13 protein-coding genes and 1 pseudogene are annotated in these 15,722 nt (G+C 49.6%); 2 read left to right on the top strand and 12 right to left on the bottom strand.

The genetic code is table 11. The features are described from left to right. Positions 1-379: 379 nt before the first annotated feature. Complete coding sequence (locus QZ327_RS00835; protein ID WP_294616305.1) at positions 380-1,975, bottom strand: DUF4270 domain-containing protein; 1,596 nt, start codon at positions 1,973-1,975, stop codon at positions 380-382. A 24-nt stretch (positions 1,976-1,999) separates the two neighbouring features. Further along, positions 2,000-2,824, bottom strand: coding sequence for a glycogen/starch synthase (locus tag QZ327_RS00830; RefSeq protein ID WP_294616303.1), 825 nt, complete (start codon positions 2,822-2,824; stop codon positions 2,000-2,002). Positions 2,825-3,146: 322 nt separating this feature from the next. On the opposite strand from QZ327_RS00830, the gene panC reads away from it, so the two are divergent. Together panC and panD are read left to right on the top strand one after the other, a co-directional pair. Beyond that, complete coding sequence (gene panC, locus QZ327_RS00825; protein ID WP_294616302.1) at positions 3,147-3,992, top strand: pantoate--beta-alanine ligase; 846 nt, start codon at positions 3,147-3,149, stop codon at positions 3,990-3,992. A gap of 23 nt (positions 3,993-4,015) precedes the next feature. After that, entirely contained in the window at positions 4,016-4,369 is a 354-nt protein-coding gene (gene panD / locus QZ327_RS00820; protein WP_294616300.1) for an aspartate 1-decarboxylase, read from the top strand. A 325-nt stretch (positions 4,370-4,694) separates the two neighbouring features. Here the strand turns inward: panD and QZ327_RS00815 are convergent, their stop codons facing one another. From QZ327_RS00815 to QZ327_RS00770, 10 genes and pseudogenes are all read right to left on the bottom strand, one after another. Further along, positions 4,695-7,013, bottom strand: coding sequence for a bifunctional dihydroorotate dehydrogenase B NAD binding subunit/NADPH-dependent glutamate synthase (locus QZ327_RS00815; RefSeq protein WP_294616299.1), 2,319 nt, complete (start codon positions 7,011-7,013; stop codon positions 4,695-4,697). Positions 7,014-7,510: 497 nt separating this feature from the next. Then, positions 7,511-8,785, bottom strand: a complete 1,275-nt coding sequence (gene serS / locus QZ327_RS00810; protein WP_294616298.1) for a serine--tRNA ligase — start codon at positions 8,783-8,785, stop codon at positions 7,511-7,513. Positions 8,786-8,897: 112 nt separating this feature from the next. Continuing rightward, complete coding sequence (locus QZ327_RS00805) at positions 8,898-10,079, bottom strand: 6-bladed beta-propeller (protein ID WP_294616297.1); 1,182 nt, start codon at positions 10,077-10,079, stop codon at positions 8,898-8,900. 172 nt (positions 10,080-10,251) lie between these two features. After that, a complete protein-coding gene (gene rpmA, locus QZ327_RS00800) occupies positions 10,252-10,521 on the bottom strand; it encodes a 50S ribosomal protein L27 (RefSeq protein ID WP_294616295.1) in 270 nt (89 codons plus the stop codon). A 22-nt stretch (positions 10,522-10,543) separates the two neighbouring features. After that, positions 10,544-10,861, bottom strand: a complete 318-nt coding sequence (rplU, locus tag QZ327_RS00795; RefSeq protein WP_009122535.1) for a 50S ribosomal protein L21 — start codon at positions 10,859-10,861, stop codon at positions 10,544-10,546. 308 nt (positions 10,862-11,169) lie between these two features. After that, positions 11,170-11,481 (bottom strand): hypothetical protein, encoded by a 312-nt coding sequence (locus tag QZ327_RS00790; RefSeq protein ID WP_294616287.1) that lies wholly within the window; start codon positions 11,479-11,481, stop codon positions 11,170-11,172. 480 nt (positions 11,482-11,961) lie between these two features. Further along, positions 11,962-12,669: pseudogene (locus QZ327_RS00785) on the bottom strand (HAD family hydrolase); the annotation flags it as partial. Between the two features lie 34 nt (positions 12,670-12,703). After that, complete coding sequence (locus QZ327_RS00780; RefSeq protein WP_294616318.1) at positions 12,704-13,216, bottom strand: C40 family peptidase; 513 nt, start codon at positions 13,214-13,216, stop codon at positions 12,704-12,706. Positions 13,217-13,218: 2 nt separating this feature from the next. Continuing rightward, a complete protein-coding gene (locus QZ327_RS00775; RefSeq protein ID WP_294616283.1) occupies positions 13,219-13,995 on the bottom strand; it encodes an ABC transporter ATP-binding protein in 777 nt (258 codons plus the stop codon). A gap of 67 nt (positions 13,996-14,062) precedes the next feature. Next, positions 14,063-15,550 carry a DUF5687 family protein gene (locus QZ327_RS00770; RefSeq protein ID WP_294616281.1) on the bottom strand — a complete coding sequence of 496 codons (1,488 nt, stop codon included), beginning with the start codon at positions 15,548-15,550 and terminating at the stop codon, positions 14,063-14,065. Between the last annotated feature and the right edge of the window lie 172 nt (positions 15,551-15,722).

Below are 15,722 nucleotides of genomic sequence, written 5' to 3'. Positions count from 1 at the left end.
AGGAGCATAGCGGGCTATGTGACGAATAAAAAGAGGAAAACAGACCGGAAAGAAACTCAAAAGAAGCTAAAGAAAAACTTTTTGAAGAAAATTCAAACAGGCTCTAAGTATGAATGATTAAGTGAGGGCAAGCTTAGGTATCAATATATACTACTCTTACAACAAAGCCCTCTATAAACGATTGTACGGTTTATAGAGGGCTTATGTTTTATATATACTATTGCTCTGCAAGAGTTCATGCCGGAAAGCAATATATAGAGTTGCTGTTTTTTATTTGTAAAGTTCTACTTTAACTTCGCAAAGTTCTACTTTAGCTCCGTAATGTTCTACATTTCAGCAACTCTTTTTCCTCTCTGTTCTTGGGAGAGAAGACCTGTCTTTACAGGTTTTTATGAGAGTTGAAAGAAGTGTATGTCACCTCTATTTCCAGTTCACTTCCGCCTTCATCCGGATTGCCGCCTTTCAACTTGGCTACGCTTGGTTTCAGGTCGTGCTGTATACCGATGATGGTAGGGTTTTGGCTATTGGTGTCATAAGCTATGGATACCGGAATAAGCAGTACCTTGTCCCAATCGGGATTTTCCTCTTCCCACTTATCTTCGTCCCACGATGAACCTTCTTTTTGTTTAGCAGCTTTCTTCTCGTTGATGCAGGCGGAAACCAAGCGTGCTATATTCTTGAACGTATATTGGTTGGTACCTGCACTGTTATGAGCGGTTGTAAATGATGTTATGTTATCGGTCACCTTGTTTTCTTCAAAGAATGTATCCACATCTTTTTTTCTTATCAATAAAACCGTTTGAGGCGCGCTCATACTGAACTTATACTTGTTACTTTCCTGATTGTAATTAGTGAAAGTCAGTTTTACGGCATTGAGGGTATCATTGGTAAGCTCCTCATAAATCCGGTCGTATGGCAAGGTAGCTTCCGTAAATATACCTTCCGGGGATTTCAGATAGGTATGTGCCTTTTCTTTCAGCCGGTTCTCTATGTCTTCAGAGTCATTCTGGAATTTATTGGCTTGGATAACTTCCTTTGTAGAAGCGAATACGGTAGCTATACTATAATATAAGGAGTCAGAACCGGCAACACCGTTTTTGTCGGTAGCTTTCTTAACCAACTTAAGTCCTGTATTCTCGTCTACGTAGTGAAAACGGAATTGCATTTGCAAGTCCACACGGTCTACATAAAGAATGGTTCCGTTGCCGTAGTCCGTCTTTAAGTACACACCTCGGAATACATTCTCAATAAACTTATCGGCATTCTCGAACCAGTTGTTCTCTCCTTTTTGATAAGCTCTGTTCGCTGCTAAGATATCATTTCCACGTTTCTTGTCTAACGGAAAGACGATGTTGGGATAATAAAGGCTGTTTCCGTTGGCATCCGTTCCGTTTCTCACAGAGTCGGGCACGGAAGTATCGTAGGCGGTATAGGCTTTTCTGCCCAACAGACCGGTTGCTTCGTCATAATATTTTTCGGCATTGATATTGGTATAACGGAATTCTGCCGGATTCTTGCGCACATTTACCCAAGAAGCGCTGTCCAGTTCGTAGGCGCTCATTCGGCAAGCGTTCAACGAGTCGCCGAACCAAGTGGAGTAGTAAACAACCAACTGGATGGCTGCAACCGAATCTCCTGCCATTGTTCCTTTTCCGCTTTTCCCGTCCGCGCTTTCTTGATATACGGCAGGGAAGGTGAAGTCTTCCGTACAGTTCAACTCAGTCAGGAAACTGGCTTCGTAGCTGCCGAAGCCCTCTTTGGAAGGATCGGAAAATCGTCCTATATATCCTGTGCTGCTTTTGGCATAGACCTTTTCGGCACGGTAAGAACCGGTGGTGACAGGATAGGTTTTTGTTCGGGCGGTAATGCCATCCGAATCGGGCAACATGTCCATACCTAAGGTTCCGGTATTATCATCGCATCCGCAGAAAGCCAGGAGTGCTAAAAGCAATATTCCTAAATATCTTACTTTCATAATTGTGTCGTCTTGAAATCAGTTTTATTCTTTTCCTGCTCCCCAAACCAGGTCGTAGAAGTCGTTGCAAGCATCTGCGAACGTGTCGGGAGATTGATAGCCCAAGACAGGCTTGCCGTTTTGGCGGGCATATTCCAAAATCTCCTCGTTGACGTGTTCGCTCTGCTGGATGACACCGTCGGAATAGTCTACCGCCAGTTTGCAGAGAGCCGTATAATCAACCGGTTCTTTCAAATTGGCAACATCTTTCTTGTTGATGCCTTTCAAGAGAAGCTTGTTGGCAAAATCGGGATGAAACGGTTCTTTAAAGTCGCTGTCGTAGAGTGAGAAAACAACTTTCGTATCCCTGAAAGAGGGTTCGTCTTTATAGGCTTTCTTGATATATAGCGGTGCCAGCGCGGTCATCCAACCGTGGCAGTGGATAACATCCGGACACCAGCGCAGTTTTTTTACCGTTTCCAACACACCGCGGGCATAGAAGATGGCGCGTGCATCGTTGTCCTCATATTCGACGCCGTTTTCGTCCACTGTCTGCAGGCGGTTCTGGAAGTAATCATCGTTGTCGATAAAGTAGACCTGCATGCGGGCAGACTGTATGGAAGCCACTTTGATGATAAGCGGGTGGTCGGTATCGTCGATAATAAGATTCATGCCGGAGAGACGTATCACTTCGTGCAACTGGTTTCTGCGCTCGTTGATGTTTCCCCACTTGGGCATGAAGGTCCTGATTTCTCTGCCTTTTTCTTGGATTGCTTGCGGCAGGTTTCTACCAACAAGGGACATTTCGGATTCTGAAACGTAGGGGGTAATTTCTTGTGTTATAAATAAAACCTTGTTCGCTTTTGTCATAATAACAATGTTCTCGATTATTTGGCAAAGAGAGCACACGGACCGGATGCAATCGGGCTTGTACGAATTGCCGAGGTGAATCCTCTCTTCGCTTTTTTTTGCAAAGATATAAAAAAAAACGGGCAATAAAGCAAACCGGGGGTGCCTATAATTCCTTATGATTTGTTAACTACTTGTATATCAACAAGGAATAGATGCGCTTACTTCTCTTCTTATGGGAGAACTTTTGCATTAATTTACGATATTTCTTCTTTATATGGTAAATAATAGCTTATTTTGCACCGCTTTTGCGAACAACCAAGTTATTATATAACCGATAAAAATGGAAATAGTACATACTATCAAGGACTTGCAAGCCGGACTTGCGGCTATGAGAGCCCAGGGCAAGAAGGTCGGGCTGGTGCCTACAATGGGGGCTTTGCATGCCGGTCATGCTTCATTGGTGAAGCGTTGCGTGGCAGAGAACGATGTCGCCGTAGTGAGTGTTTTTGTAAATCCTACCCAGTTTAACGATCAGAACGATTTAGTGAAATATCCCCGTACGCCGGAGGCGGATTGCCGCCTGTTGGAGGCATGTGGGGCGGCGTTTGTCTTTGCCCCTGCGGTGGAGGAGATGTATCCCGAACCGGATACCCGCCACTTCAGCTATGCGCCTTTGGACACTGTAATGGAGGGGGCTTTCCGTCCGGGACACTTCAACGGTGTATGCCAGATTGTGAGCAAACTGTTTGATGCGGTGCAGCCCGACCGCGCATATTTCGGTGAAAAGGATTTCCAGCAACTTGCCGTTATCCGCGAAATGGTGCGCCGGATGAATTATCCGTTGGAGATTGTGGGCTGTCCCATCGTACGCGAGGAGGATGGCTTGGCTTTGAGCAGCCGTAACGCCCGTTTGTCTGCCGAAGAACGCAAAAATGCTTTAAAAATTTCGCAGACTTTATTTGAAAGTCGTACCTTTGCGGCTTCGCATACGGTTGATGAGACACAGCGGTTTGTGGAAGACGCCATTGCGGCGGCTCCCGGTTTGCGCCTGGAGTACTTCGAGTTGGTGGATGGCAACACGTTGCAGAAGATTGCCGGTTGGGAAGAGACTTCGTATGCCGTGGGTTGCATCACGGTATTCTGCGGTGAGGTCCGCCTGATTGACAATATCAAGTATAAGGAGTAATAAACATAAAAAAAGCCAATCTTATGATGATTGAAGTGTTGAAGTCGAAAATCCATTGTGCCCGCGTCACGGAAGCTAACCTCAACTACATGGGAAGCATCACAATTGACGAGGATCTGATGGATGCCGCTAACATGATTGCAGGCGAAAAGGTGTACATCGCCGACAATAATAACGGCGAGCGTTTTGAAACTTACATCATTAAGGGCGAACGCGGTTCAGGAAAAATCTGCCTGAATGGTGCGGCTGCCCGTAGGGTTCAACCGGACGATATCGTTATTATCATGTCGTACGCACTGCTGGACTTTGAAGAAGCCAAGACGTTTAAGCCGACGGTGATATTCCCCGATCCGGTGACGAACAAGGTGGTGAAGTAAGGTCCTTTAGCCCAGAGATAGAAACAAAACGTCCCGTTTGCCATTTGGCAAACGGGACGTTTTGTTTCTATTTGTCTCTCATTCAGTGTATAGTGAAGAAACTCTTTTCTATACACATACATAAAGAGAGTAGATTGGTCTTGCCCGAAACCTTTTTGGATTACATCATTAAAGTATGCTCCTCCCTGCGTTCCAAATGACAGATATTCAAGAGGGGGATGTAGGATAAGGAATAGGGCATTCGGTTATCAATGCCCTAAACCTTATTCGATATCATATCCAATGATAATTAATCGTCAATGCTTAATAGGCAGAAGTGCCGGCTTTAATTTCCGGAACCCGCCAGTTGCTCGTTCATTGCCGCCGCTGCCTTTCTGCCGTCGCCCATAGCAAGGATTACGGTAGCGCCGCCTCGTACAATGTCGCCGCCTGCATAAATGGCAGGTATGGACGACTGCATGCTGTCGTTTACGGCAATCGTTCCTTTACGGCCCAGTTCGAGTCCCTTGATGGAGCTGGGTACGATAGGATTGGGCGATACGCCTACGCTGACAATTGCCAAATCTATATCAATCGTCTCGGTAGCCCCCGGAATGGGCACGGGGCTGCGGCGTCCGCTGGCATCGGGTTCGCCCAGTTCCATTTTCTGGAGCACAACCTGCTTCACTTTTCCCTGTTCGTCGGCAATGTACTCTATCGGGTTGTGCAGGGTCAGGAACTCTACACCTTCTTCTTTGGCGTGCTTCACTTCCTCCACACGTGCGGGCATTTCCTCTTCCGAACGGCGGTAAATAATCATGGCACGTTCCGCACCCAGGCGGCGTGCTGTACGGACAGAGTCCATAGCCGTGTTGCCGCCGCCGATGACTGCCACGCATTTGCCGAAAGGCACCGGCGTGTCTGAATCCTCACTGGCAGCATCCATCAGGTTGACACGCGTCAGGTATTCGTTGGACGATAGGATGTTGATGGAGTTCTCACCGGGGATGTTCATGAAGTTCGGCAATCCGGCACCGGAAGCAACGAAGATGCCTTTGAAGCCCTCTTCTTCCAGTTGCTCCACGCTGAGAGTCTTGCCGATGATGCAATCCTTGACGAACGCCACACCCATTTTGGCAAGGTTCTCTATCTCGACGTCCACCACCTTGTTGGGCAGGCGAAACTCAGGGATGCCGTATTTCAGCACGCCGCCTATTTCGTGCAGTGCCTCGAACACGGTGACATCGTAGCCATACTTCGCCATATCTCCCGCAAAGGACAGGCCTGCGGGTCCCGAACCGATAACAGCCACCTTGATGCCGTTCTTCTGCTTGATTTCCGGCACGGAGATTTGTCCGCTTTCGCGTTCGTAGTCTGCGGCAAAACGTTCCAGATAGCCGATAGCTACAGGCTTCTCGTTCATCTTCAGGTGGATACATTTCGATTCACACTGTTTCTCCTGCGGACATACGCGGCCGCAGACAGCGGGCAGTGCGCTGGTCTCTTTCAGCGTCTTGGCGGCTTCCAGAAACTCGCCGCGCTCTATGTTCTTGATGAAGCGGGGAATGTCTATGCCTACGGGACAACCTTGCGTGCAACCCGGGTTGGCACAGTCCAGGCAGCGCTTCGCTTCGGTCAGTGCCTGCGCTTCCGTCAAGCCCTGGTTGACTTCTTCCTTACGGCTGTGCGAGCGGTATTCGGCATCCAGCTCGTTCATTTCCACGCGGGGAATGGCGGTGCGCTCTTTCGGCTTCATCGCCTTGCGCAGTTCCTGGCGCCAGGTGGCGTTGCGGCTCTTTTCGTCTGTCTCGCCCTGGTTTTCTCCGGTGGCGTGGCAGGTGGCCTGCGGTTCTTCCAGCTTGTGCATTTCCTCGCGTTCGATGCTCTTGAACGCACCCATGCGCTTCAGCATTTCGTCAAAGTCCACTTGATGCCCGTCGAACTCAGGTCCGTCCACACATACAAATTTGGTCTTGCCCCCGATTGTGATGCGGCAGGCACCGCACATGCCTGTGCCGTCTACCATAATCGTGTTCAGGGACACATCGGTAGGTATTTCGTATTTCTTCGTCAGCAAACAAACAAATTTCATCATGATGGCAGGACCGATGCAGAAGCATTTGTCCACCTTCTCTCGCTTGATGACCTCTTCCACGCCTTCCGTCACCAATCCTTTCTTGCCGTACGAGCCGTCGTCGGTCATGATAATGACCTCGTCGGAGCTTTCCCGCATCTCCTTCTCAAGGATAATCAGCTCTTTGGTGCGTCCTGCCAATACCGTAATCACACGGTTGCCGGCAGCCTTCAGTGCCTGTACGATAGGCAGCATCGGAGCCACGCCCACGCCGCCGCCGGCACAAACAACGGTTCCGAAGTTCTCGATGTGGGTGGCTTGTCCCAGCGGACCCACCACATCGGTGATGTAGTCGCCCTCGTTCAGTTCGCACAAACGGGTAGACGAAAGCCCCACTTCCTGCACCACCAAAGTGATAGTTCCCTTCGCGGGGTCGGCAGCGGCTATGGTGAGCGGCATGCGCTCGCCCTTTTCGCCTACACGTACTATTACAAAGTGTCCTGCCTTGCGTGATTGGGCAATCAACGGCGCTTCAATAACTAACTTGAAGACCTTTTCCGAAAAATGTTCTTTGCTAATGATTTTATTCATTATCTTATAATTTTGTTTGTGTAATTACGTAATTCCTTTCAGAATGATAGATTTTGCAAAGATACGGGTTATTTGTTAATAACAAAGAATGTAACGGAAAAAGATATGTCTGTGCCACGGCTTTTTCATTTAGGGGAGTTATGGGAGGCATCGGGAGCAAAAGGGAGTTGTATGCCGATAGTGTATCGCCATACATCAACAGGGATATCGGCTTTTAACCCCTCAGCCCGAAGGGCGATAACTTTTTTTTAATGGAAGAGCCGTATGCCTGTGCCTGAAAGGTGAGCGGATGGATAGGAGAAACGGTGTTTTGCGGCATTCGCCCCTTGGGACAAAAAAGATGTGCATTTCCATTGGTAAGCCCAATCCTGTAAGTTGGCTTGCAAACGGAAATGCACACATTATTGATTATCTCCCCGTGGGGATACTGTTCGGCTTGTTTTTGATTTTGACAAGGCGTTTGTTCATCCTTGCCTTAGTCAATCAATCTCTTTCATTTAGTCAATCATTTCAAATCCCGTATACGGCACCAGCGCTTTCGGTATGCGGATGCCTTCCGGAGTCTGGTTGTTTTCCAGCAGGGCGGCTACGATGCGCGGCAACGCCAGGGCGGAACCGTTCAGCGTGTGGCAGAGTTCCGTTTTCTTTTCGGCTGTGCGGTAGCGGCATTTCAGGCGGTTGGCCTGGTAAGTGTCGAAATTGGATACGGAACTTACCTCCAGCCAGCGCTTTTGTGCTTCGGAATATACCTCGAAGTCGAAGCAGAGGGCAGCGGTGAAACTCATGTCGCCGCCACAGAGACGCAGGATGCGGTAGGGCAGTTCGAGTTTTTGCAACAAGCCTTCCACGTGGTCCAGCATTTCCTGGTGAGACTCTTTGCTGTGCTCCGGCTTGTCGATGCGCACCAACTCCACTTTGGAGAACTCGTGCAGGCGGTTCAGGCCGCGTACATCCTTGCCGTATGAGCCGGCTTCGCGGCGGAAGCATTGCGTGTAGGCGCAGTTCTTGATGGGAAGCTGCTTCTCGTCGAGGATGACATCGCGGTAGATGTTCGTCACGGGCACTTCGGCTGTCGGGATAAGGTACAGGTCGTCTACTTCGCAGTGATACATCTGCCCCTCTTTGTCGGGCAGCTGGCCTGTGCCGTAGCCGGAAGCGGCATTCACCACTGTGGGCGGCATAATCTCCGTATAGCCGGACTTGCGGGCTTCGTCCAGGAAGAAGTTGATAAGTGCGCGTTGCAGTTGCGCCCCTTTGCCCTTGTACACGGGAAAACCTGCGCCGGTGATTTTAACACCGAGGTCGAAGTCTATCAGGTCGTACTTCTTGGCAAGTTCCCAGTGGGGCAGTGCGTCTTTGGGAAGCTCCGTCTCCATGCCGCCCATTTTCTCCACCACGTTGTCTTCGGCACATGTGCCTTCGGGCACACTGTCGTAAGGGATGTTGGGGATGGTGTAGAGCAGGTTCTGCATGTCCGTGGCGGCTTGGTCCATATTGGCTTGCAGCTCCTTGTTGGCTTCTTTCAGTTCCGCCACGCGGTTCTTGGCGGTTTCCGCTTCTTCTTTCTTGCCTTCCTTCATCAGCTGTCCGATGGATTTGGAGAGGGCGTTGGCTTCCGCCAGGTTCTTATCTAAGAGGGTCTGATTGGCTTTTCTTTTGTCATTGAAGTCGAGCACCTGTCCGATGGTCTCTTTCGCATTCTTGAAATGCTTTTTTTCCAGCCCGCGCAGCACGGCGTCGGTGTTTTCTGTAATCTGTCTAATGGTAAGCATATCTTATACTTGTTTTTATGATACTCTGATTTTTAGGCAAAGATAGTGCAAAAGCAGGTAATACAAAAATAAGCAGGTATCTTTTTGTGTTGCCTGCCTGTTTGCGCCCTCTTTACCGAAAAGCCTGTTTCACCACTTCGTAGAATACGATGACCGGGTTGTCCGAGTCCGGATTGTAGTTGCGTAACGCTTCGGGATACTCCTTGTGGGGTTCGGCGGACATGGTTCTGTCAATGGTCTCGGGCGTGAGGTAGCCCCAGAAGCGGTTGCCGTATGTTCCGTTGATAAGCCTGTGCACCGGCACCTCTTTTCCGGCTTTGTCCTCCAGCTTTTTTCCGCAATATATCTGTTTCCGTGCAGACAAGTCATAGAGGGCTATTTGTATGTAGCCGTCTTTGGTGAATTCGAAATAGAGCAGGTGCCCGCATTTGTAGATGTTTTCTATCCCCAGCGAATATGCCGATTTTATGAGTTCCATCGGATGTATTTTTTCTTCAATCTTTGCGAACGGCAGCGGGTTGGGAAGTTCTATCTCATAAAGAGCTTTTAGCCCGCCGGGGCTTAGTTCGTACACTATGTTGTCGAAATTCCTGCAATAGTAGAGCGAAGAGCCGTTGTAGCTGAACGGCTGGGGAGTGGCGCGGAAATGATAATCGGCTTCTGCCCGGTTGTGCGGGAAGTAGCTTTGCTCCATATCCGTTCCGTTTTTCGATAGGAACAGCGAGTGGTGGAGCGTGCTGTCTTTGGGATAGTTGTTGTGATACGGGTTGTCGTAGTAGTAGACTCCGCCCGACGAGGCCATTGCAGCAGGGGTGGGCTTGGGGAACTTCTTTGTATTGAAGTGTTTTCCGTTGTCGGAGTTGTAGTATAGGAGCGTAGTCCTCAGGTTGTCGTAAATCACCAGCTCTTTGTCTCTCTCGTTTACGGCAAAGGCGTTGATGTTTGTATATTCTCCCGGTCCGGCTCCTACGGCGTCTATCTTGAAGATGAAACGCCCCTGCATGTCGTAGCAGATAATCCGTTTCAGGTTGTCTCGAAGATAAATCCTGTCGTTTTTGATTTGTATTTCTTCTACGGCGCCCACTAAAGGGTCGGAAGCCAGGCGGACGTAAGAAACCGCTTTGAGATAATTGCCCAAATGCTCGAAGTTGTAATCCTCCACTTCTACCTTTATGGTTTGCATGCTGTCGGCGGATATGTTTCCGGAAATCTGTATTTCGTTTTTCCCGCTTTTGTTCCGGCTGCACGAACAGAATAGGAAAAGGAGTGCAAGGAGGTAGTATTGGTGTTTCATGCTGATAGAGTTAGGTATGTGTTTGTATGCTTTATGCTGTTGCTGTCAAAAATATGTTTTTTTTCAGTACAGGCAAAAGGTTTTACAAGATATTTGCTGCGGAGTATATAAAAAGAAAAGGATGCAACCCGAGAGGATTGCATCCTTTTTTCCTTATTTCTTGTACGGAAACTTATGCTTCTGCGTTTTCAACAGGGATAACAGACACAGAACGTCTGTCTGCCTTACCTACTTTGAACTGTACAGTTCCGTCTACCAAAGCGAAAAGAGTGTGGTCCTTGCCCATACCGATGTTTTCACCCGGGTGGAATTCAGTACCTCTTTGACGAACGATGATGTTGCCTGCCTTGCAAGCTTCGCCACCAAATATCTTCACGCCTAATCTCTTACTCTGTGATTCGCGGCCGTTCTTAGAACTACCGACACCTTTTTTATGTGCCATTTCTTCTTACTGTTTTAATTGATTAAGCTACTACTTCCTTGATTGTTAACTCTGTGAATTGCTGACGGTGACCGTTCAACTTGCGGTAACCTTTTCTTCTTTTCTTGTGGAAAACAAGAACCTTGTCGCCTTTTACCAAGCCGGAAACAACTTCGCAAACTACCTTTGCGCCTTCTACCGTAGGAGCACCTACTGTGATGTTGCCGTCTTTGTCTACCAAAAGAACTTTCTCGAATTCTACTGTCGCACCTGCTTCAGCGTTTTGCATGTGGTGTACAAACAGTTTCTTGCCAGCTTCTGCTTTGAATTGCTGACCGTTGATTTCTACAATTGCGTACATTTCTTATATATAATGTATAAGTTAGCTCCGTCGGGTGGTCTCTAATCACTTAGAAAGCACTTGGTTGAACCCGGTGCGGAATAATCGGGCACAAAAGTACTTCTTTTATTCGGAACAGACAAATGTTTTCTCTTCTTTTTCACCGCTTTTTCATTTAAGGACACGGCTTTTTCATTGAGGGGAGTTGGAGGGGAGAAAAAAGGAGTTAGAGGAGTTATCCCTTCGCATCGCCTCGTCAGGGGAGTTAAAGGAGCCGGTGCCGGTACTCTTGTGTATGATATTGTTATAGAAGTATCGGCTTTAACTCCTCAGCCGGCTTGGCGGCTGAGGACTCCTTTTGACTTCTCGAACTCCTTTAAAATGCAAAAGCTGTGTTGCGCCTGTACATTCTGACAGTTTGTATTTTCCGGCGCCGCAGAATCGCCTGTTTCCGTCCCGATGTGCTGCCTGCCGGAAAAAACGAAACGGAAAACGTTCATCTTGCATATACCCAGTGCGATAGCGAAATCCTTACAAACCAACCAGCACGGAAAAACGCCGGAAATGCCCTGTGCGGGCATCCCGTTTTCCGGATATTGACGTCTGCGGCGAGCGGCATTAATGCCGCTCGTGATGGACATTAGTGTCTATCGTGACAGACATTAATGCCGCTTGCGTCAGACACTAATGTCTCTCGGCTGAAACACTTGTGTCTGCCGGGAGAAAAAACGGTTTTCCGCATAAACGGTGCATTTTTATCGGGGAAAAGCGCATGCGTATCCGCGTTTTATGCAAGCCGCTCCTGTTTCGGAAGAAAGGGGCAGGGGATGGAGTAAGTAAAAGAACGGTTTTTCCCTCTTTTTGTCATGAAGCGGAGCCGGTTGGCTTTCACATCGTCCGCCACACGGTTCTTTCATTTAAGGGAGTTGCCGGGAGTTAAAGGGAGTCGGATGCCGACAGTATCGTTATACATCAGCAGGGCTGTCGGCTTGTAACTCCAAGCCCGAAGGGCGATGACTCCTTCCGGCTCCCGATAACTTCCGTATATGAAAATGCCGTGTGAGATTCCGGACTCAAAGATAAAGCAGGTGGATGAAAAAGAGCGCGGCTAACGCGGCAAGGAGAACCAATAGAAGTGCGATGCTCCGTAGGCTTATGCGCTTCGGAGCGGCGGCAGCGGGCAGTGGTTCCCGTTCCAGTAATTCTTCCAGGCTGTCCATTATCTTCTTGTGCGGATAGCGCTGCAGCTCTTCGGCGGTGGTCATGCCGTGCGTGATGCCTGCAAAATCCACCCCTGCCTTTTGTGCGGTTTCCGCGTCTACCGTGCTGTCGCCGATGTACAGCGTCTCGGCTTTGGTGGCGTGCAGTTGCTTGATGGCGAGCAGCAACCCTTCCGGAGAGGGTTTGGGCGTTTTCACGTCTTCTCCGCCGATGATGATGTCCAGGAAGTCGTTGGGGAAGTGCTGGTCCAATAGTTCCCGGATGCGGTAGCGGAACTTGGTGGAGATGATGCCGATACGGGCACCGGAGTCTTTCAATGCTATCAGTACGGACTTGGTTTCGAGGAAAAGCACCGTGTTCACGGTCATGTGCGTGTCTGCCTCTTTTACGTATTCTTTCTTCAGTTCTGCAAGCTGCCGGGGGTCGGTCACGCCGGAGAGGATGGAAAAAGAGTCTTCCAGGGTCTTGCCGATGGTGCGCTTGATGTCATCGTCGGTGGGCTGGGTATATCCGTGGCGGTTCAGTACGTTGCGGAAACAGGTGACGATGCCGCGCGAGGAGTCGGCAAGGGTGTAATCGAAGTCGAAGAGGTAGGTGGTATAATTCATAAATCTGCCTTTTTGCGGCAAAGTTAGGGAAAAATTACTTCACTCTTCCGCCGCACAGCCAGTATTGTGTGTAATATCTCTCCTTCAGGCTGCTCACGATGACTCCCCGGCTGGTACTGGCGTGGACGAACTTGCCGTCTTTCAGGTAAATGCCTACGTGGGCGACTTTCTTGCGGGACGCCCGGCTGGTGAAGAACACCAGGTCGCCTTCGCGCAGGTTGCGGCGGGCTATCCTGTTGCTTTCCTTCAGCTGTCTGTCCGTGCTGCGCGACAGGCGTATGCGGTAGGTTTTCCTGTAAAGCTGTGCCACCAGTCCGGAACAATCCGTCCCATGCTTGCTGTCGCCGCCGGCGCGGTAGGGGGTGCCTATCCATTCGGCGGCGTTGATGTACAGCTTGTGGTTGTCCGCCAGTTCGATGTCCATGCCTAAGCGCACGGAAGCCTGCGCCAACGCTTTGTAGTCGAGACGCGGGGCCGATGTCCGGCAGGAGCTTAGGCAGAGCGCTAATCCTGCCAGCGCAATGATGTAGTGCAAGGTTTGCTTCATGTTCATTCCTCTATGGTGGTTGTTTCTTTTGCTTCCTGCTTTTCGTCCGCATCGTTTGCCGTGGCGCCGTCTTCCTCCACATTGACATTGAAATAGGCTTCCAGTTCTTTTTCCGCCGAATCGTTTTCGTTTTGTATGTCGCGGATGATGACTCCGTGCTCCAATAAGGCGATGCGCGGACACACGTCTACCGTATGATTCAGGTTGTGGCTGGAGATAATGACGGTGGCTCCCTGCTCCTCGTTGTACTTTTTCAGCAGTTGCTTGATGATGGATTGCGAGCTGGGGTCCAGAAAGTTGAACGGCTCGTCCAGTATCAGCAGTTGCGGATGGTGCAGCATGGCGGAAATGATGCCTATCTTTTGCTTGTTTCCGGCAGAGAAGTTGCGTATGAACTTCTTCTGTCCCATGACTTCACCGTTCATGAAACGTTCGAAGGGAGCGATGCGTCCGTCCACCTCTTCTTTTTTTAGGCCGTACATCTTGCCGATGAAATAGAAATACTCCTCCGGTGTGAGGTAGTCTATCAGGAAGCCGTCGTCGATGAAGGCGCCGGTATGCTTTTTCCACTCTTCGCTCTTGCATACGTCTATGCCGCCGATGGTGACGTTGCCGTTGTCGGCTTGCAGGAGGTCCAGTATGAGCCGGAACAGGGTGGTCTTTCCGGCTCCGTTGTTGCCCACCAGCCCCAGCATGTCGCCGCTGTTGATGGTGTAGCTGTCAATGTTTACGGCTGTCTTTGCGCCGAATTTCTTCTGTAGGTTGTTTATCGAAATCATAGCTGAAAGTTATGGGGGAATTTGAATTGTGAATTATGAATTTTGAATTAGGGGGATTGGCGGGCTGTTACTGCCGGCTGTCTCTGAAGCCTTCCATGTTTTTGTAGCGCCGCTTCATGAAGCGTTGGTACACGTTTCTCAGCCAAAGGCGGGAAGTCAGTATAAAGCCTGTGCCGATGGCAATCAGTATCCAGGCGGTGGTGTCGGGACCGAAAAGGCTTGTCAGTATGAAGTTCAGGAAAAAGGGGACTCCGAATGTCGCTCCGGAAATCAGGTTCTGCAGTCCGCTTCCCATGTTCCGGCGGCTGGTCATCTTGGTGTTCAGGTCGATTGTCTTGTTGTTGTATACCGCCAATTGGAACAGGCAGAAATATACGCCTCCGGCCACGAACACGGCCCAGGCGATGCAGCTCAGTACGGACAGTTTGCCGGTTGCCATTGCCGGTATCATCAGGAGCAGCGGGATGAGGATGGCAATGCTGTACAACGTGTATTTGGCACGCAGCAGGGTATAGATGGATTCTTTGCGGCTCATCAGCCCGTCGATGTAGTTGCCTTCGTAGCTCATCAGGCTCGACAGGAACAGAAGCCCGAAAATCAGGAAGTTGTAAATCATGATGAAGTTTTTCATGCCTCTGCCGTCGTATGCTTCGGTGAAACTCAGGACGCAGGTAAAGCCTGCGACTATCAGGAAACACGTGCGCAGGGATGTCTTGCAGATTTTGTTGCGCAACAGCATTTTCAGTTCCAGCCGCATGTATTCGCCGATTTCTCCGTAGCGGTCCAGGAACTTGTATTCGGACACGTGCTTCACCTTGACGTCTTCCACTTTGTTGATTTCGTTGTAGACGAGCTTGCCCATCACTTCGCGGTTGACGAACCATAGCACGGCGATTGCCGCAAACATGCCGATGAAGGCGGACGGGTGTCCCAGGATAAATCCTTCTCCCAAGTCGGTAGACCAGTCGAACAGCGGGCTGTTGTCCGGTATGAACATGCCGGCGGCGATAGTCCCGTACACCAGTACGGGCAGGATTACCCACCAGACACGCTCGCTCATCAATGTCCGGCACAGCAGGAACCAATAGTTGTTGAACACCATCAGCAGCCATATTCCGATGCTATAGGCGGCTACTCCCGTTATGCCGTAAAACTTGGTAATGCTGATGATGGCGAACGGGACAAAAAAGAACAGCCATATCAGGTTGAAACCGTCCAATCCGGAACGTATCAGCAGAAAGTCGATAAGGCGGTTGCGCCTTACCGGCAACAGCAGATAGGGCTTTACTTCTTGGGTGGGTGTTTTCTGAAACGGGAAACGCATCAGGAAGTCCAGGCACAGAACGAATATAAGTCCGCTGTTCAAGACGTGGTATGCCTCGGTTGCTCCGTCGTTGAAGGCAAAAGCGAAGGTGGTGCCGAAGAACACCAGATAGCCTGCCCAGAACACTGCCATGAAGTACATCCAGAACTTTCCGAATTTGTTCTTCTCGTACATCGGATTTCGCTTGGCTGCCAGCTTTCCGTGCTTGCGCAATTCTATAAAGAGGTTCATAATGGATATGGATTAGTGTATATGAAAAAGGCTGCGCTGCTTCCGTGAACAACGCAGCCTTTTGGGGGAAACTGTAATTTATAGAGGTCTGCCCTGTGAGTGTAAAGTGCTACTCTGCGATGCTAAAGTGCCACTTTAGGATGCTAAACCTCTACTTTACGATGCTGAAGTT

The organism is uncultured Bacteroides sp., from assembly GCF_910578895.1.
In the GTDB taxonomy this organism is placed as follows: domain Bacteria; phylum Bacteroidota; class Bacteroidia; order Bacteroidales; family Bacteroidaceae; genus Bacteroides.
Note: the sequence above shows the minus strand (reverse complement) of the source record. Positions and strands in the feature narration are given on the sequence as shown.

Bases quoted from the DNA above. Each gene is read 5' to 3' on its own strand.
- QZ327_RS00835 (WP_294616305.1), bottom strand. From the start codon at position 1,975: ATGAAAGTAAGATATTTAGGAATATTGCTTTTAGCACTCCTGGCTTTC.
- QZ327_RS00830 (WP_294616303.1), bottom strand. From the start codon at position 2,824: ATGACAAAAGCGAACAAGGTTTTATTTATAACACAAGAAATTACCCCC.
- panC (WP_294616302.1), top strand. From the start codon at position 3,147: ATGGAAATAGTACATACTATCAAGGACTTGCAAGCCGGACTTGCGGCT.
- panD (WP_294616300.1), top strand. From the start codon at position 4,016: ATGATGATTGAAGTGTTGAAGTCGAAAATCCATTGTGCCCGCGTCACG.
- QZ327_RS00815 (WP_294616299.1), bottom strand. From the start codon at position 7,013: ATGAATAAAATCATTAGCAAAGAACATTTTTCGGAAAAGGTCTTCAAG.
- serS (WP_294616298.1), bottom strand. From the start codon at position 8,785: ATGCTTACCATTAGACAGATTACAGAAAACACCGACGCCGTGCTGCGC.
- QZ327_RS00805 (WP_294616297.1), bottom strand. From the start codon at position 10,079: ATGAAACACCAATACTACCTCCTTGCACTCCTTTTCCTATTCTGTTCG.
- rpmA (WP_294616295.1), bottom strand. From the start codon at position 10,521: ATGGCACATAAAAAAGGTGTCGGTAGTTCTAAGAACGGCCGCGAATCA.
- rplU (WP_009122535.1), bottom strand. From the start codon at position 10,861: ATGTACGCAATTGTAGAAATCAACGGTCAGCAATTCAAAGCAGAAGCT.
- QZ327_RS00790 (WP_294616287.1), bottom strand. From the start codon at position 11,481: ATGTCCATCACGAGCGGCATTAATGCCGCTCGCCGCAGACGTCAATAT.
- QZ327_RS00780 (WP_294616318.1), bottom strand. From the start codon at position 13,216: ATGAAGCAAACCTTGCACTACATCATTGCGCTGGCAGGATTAGCGCTC.
- QZ327_RS00775 (WP_294616283.1), bottom strand. From the start codon at position 13,995: ATGATTTCGATAAACAACCTACAGAAGAAATTCGGCGCAAAGACAGCC.
- QZ327_RS00770 (WP_294616281.1), bottom strand. From the start codon at position 15,550: ATGAACCTCTTTATAGAATTGCGCAAGCACGGAAAGCTGGCAGCCAAG.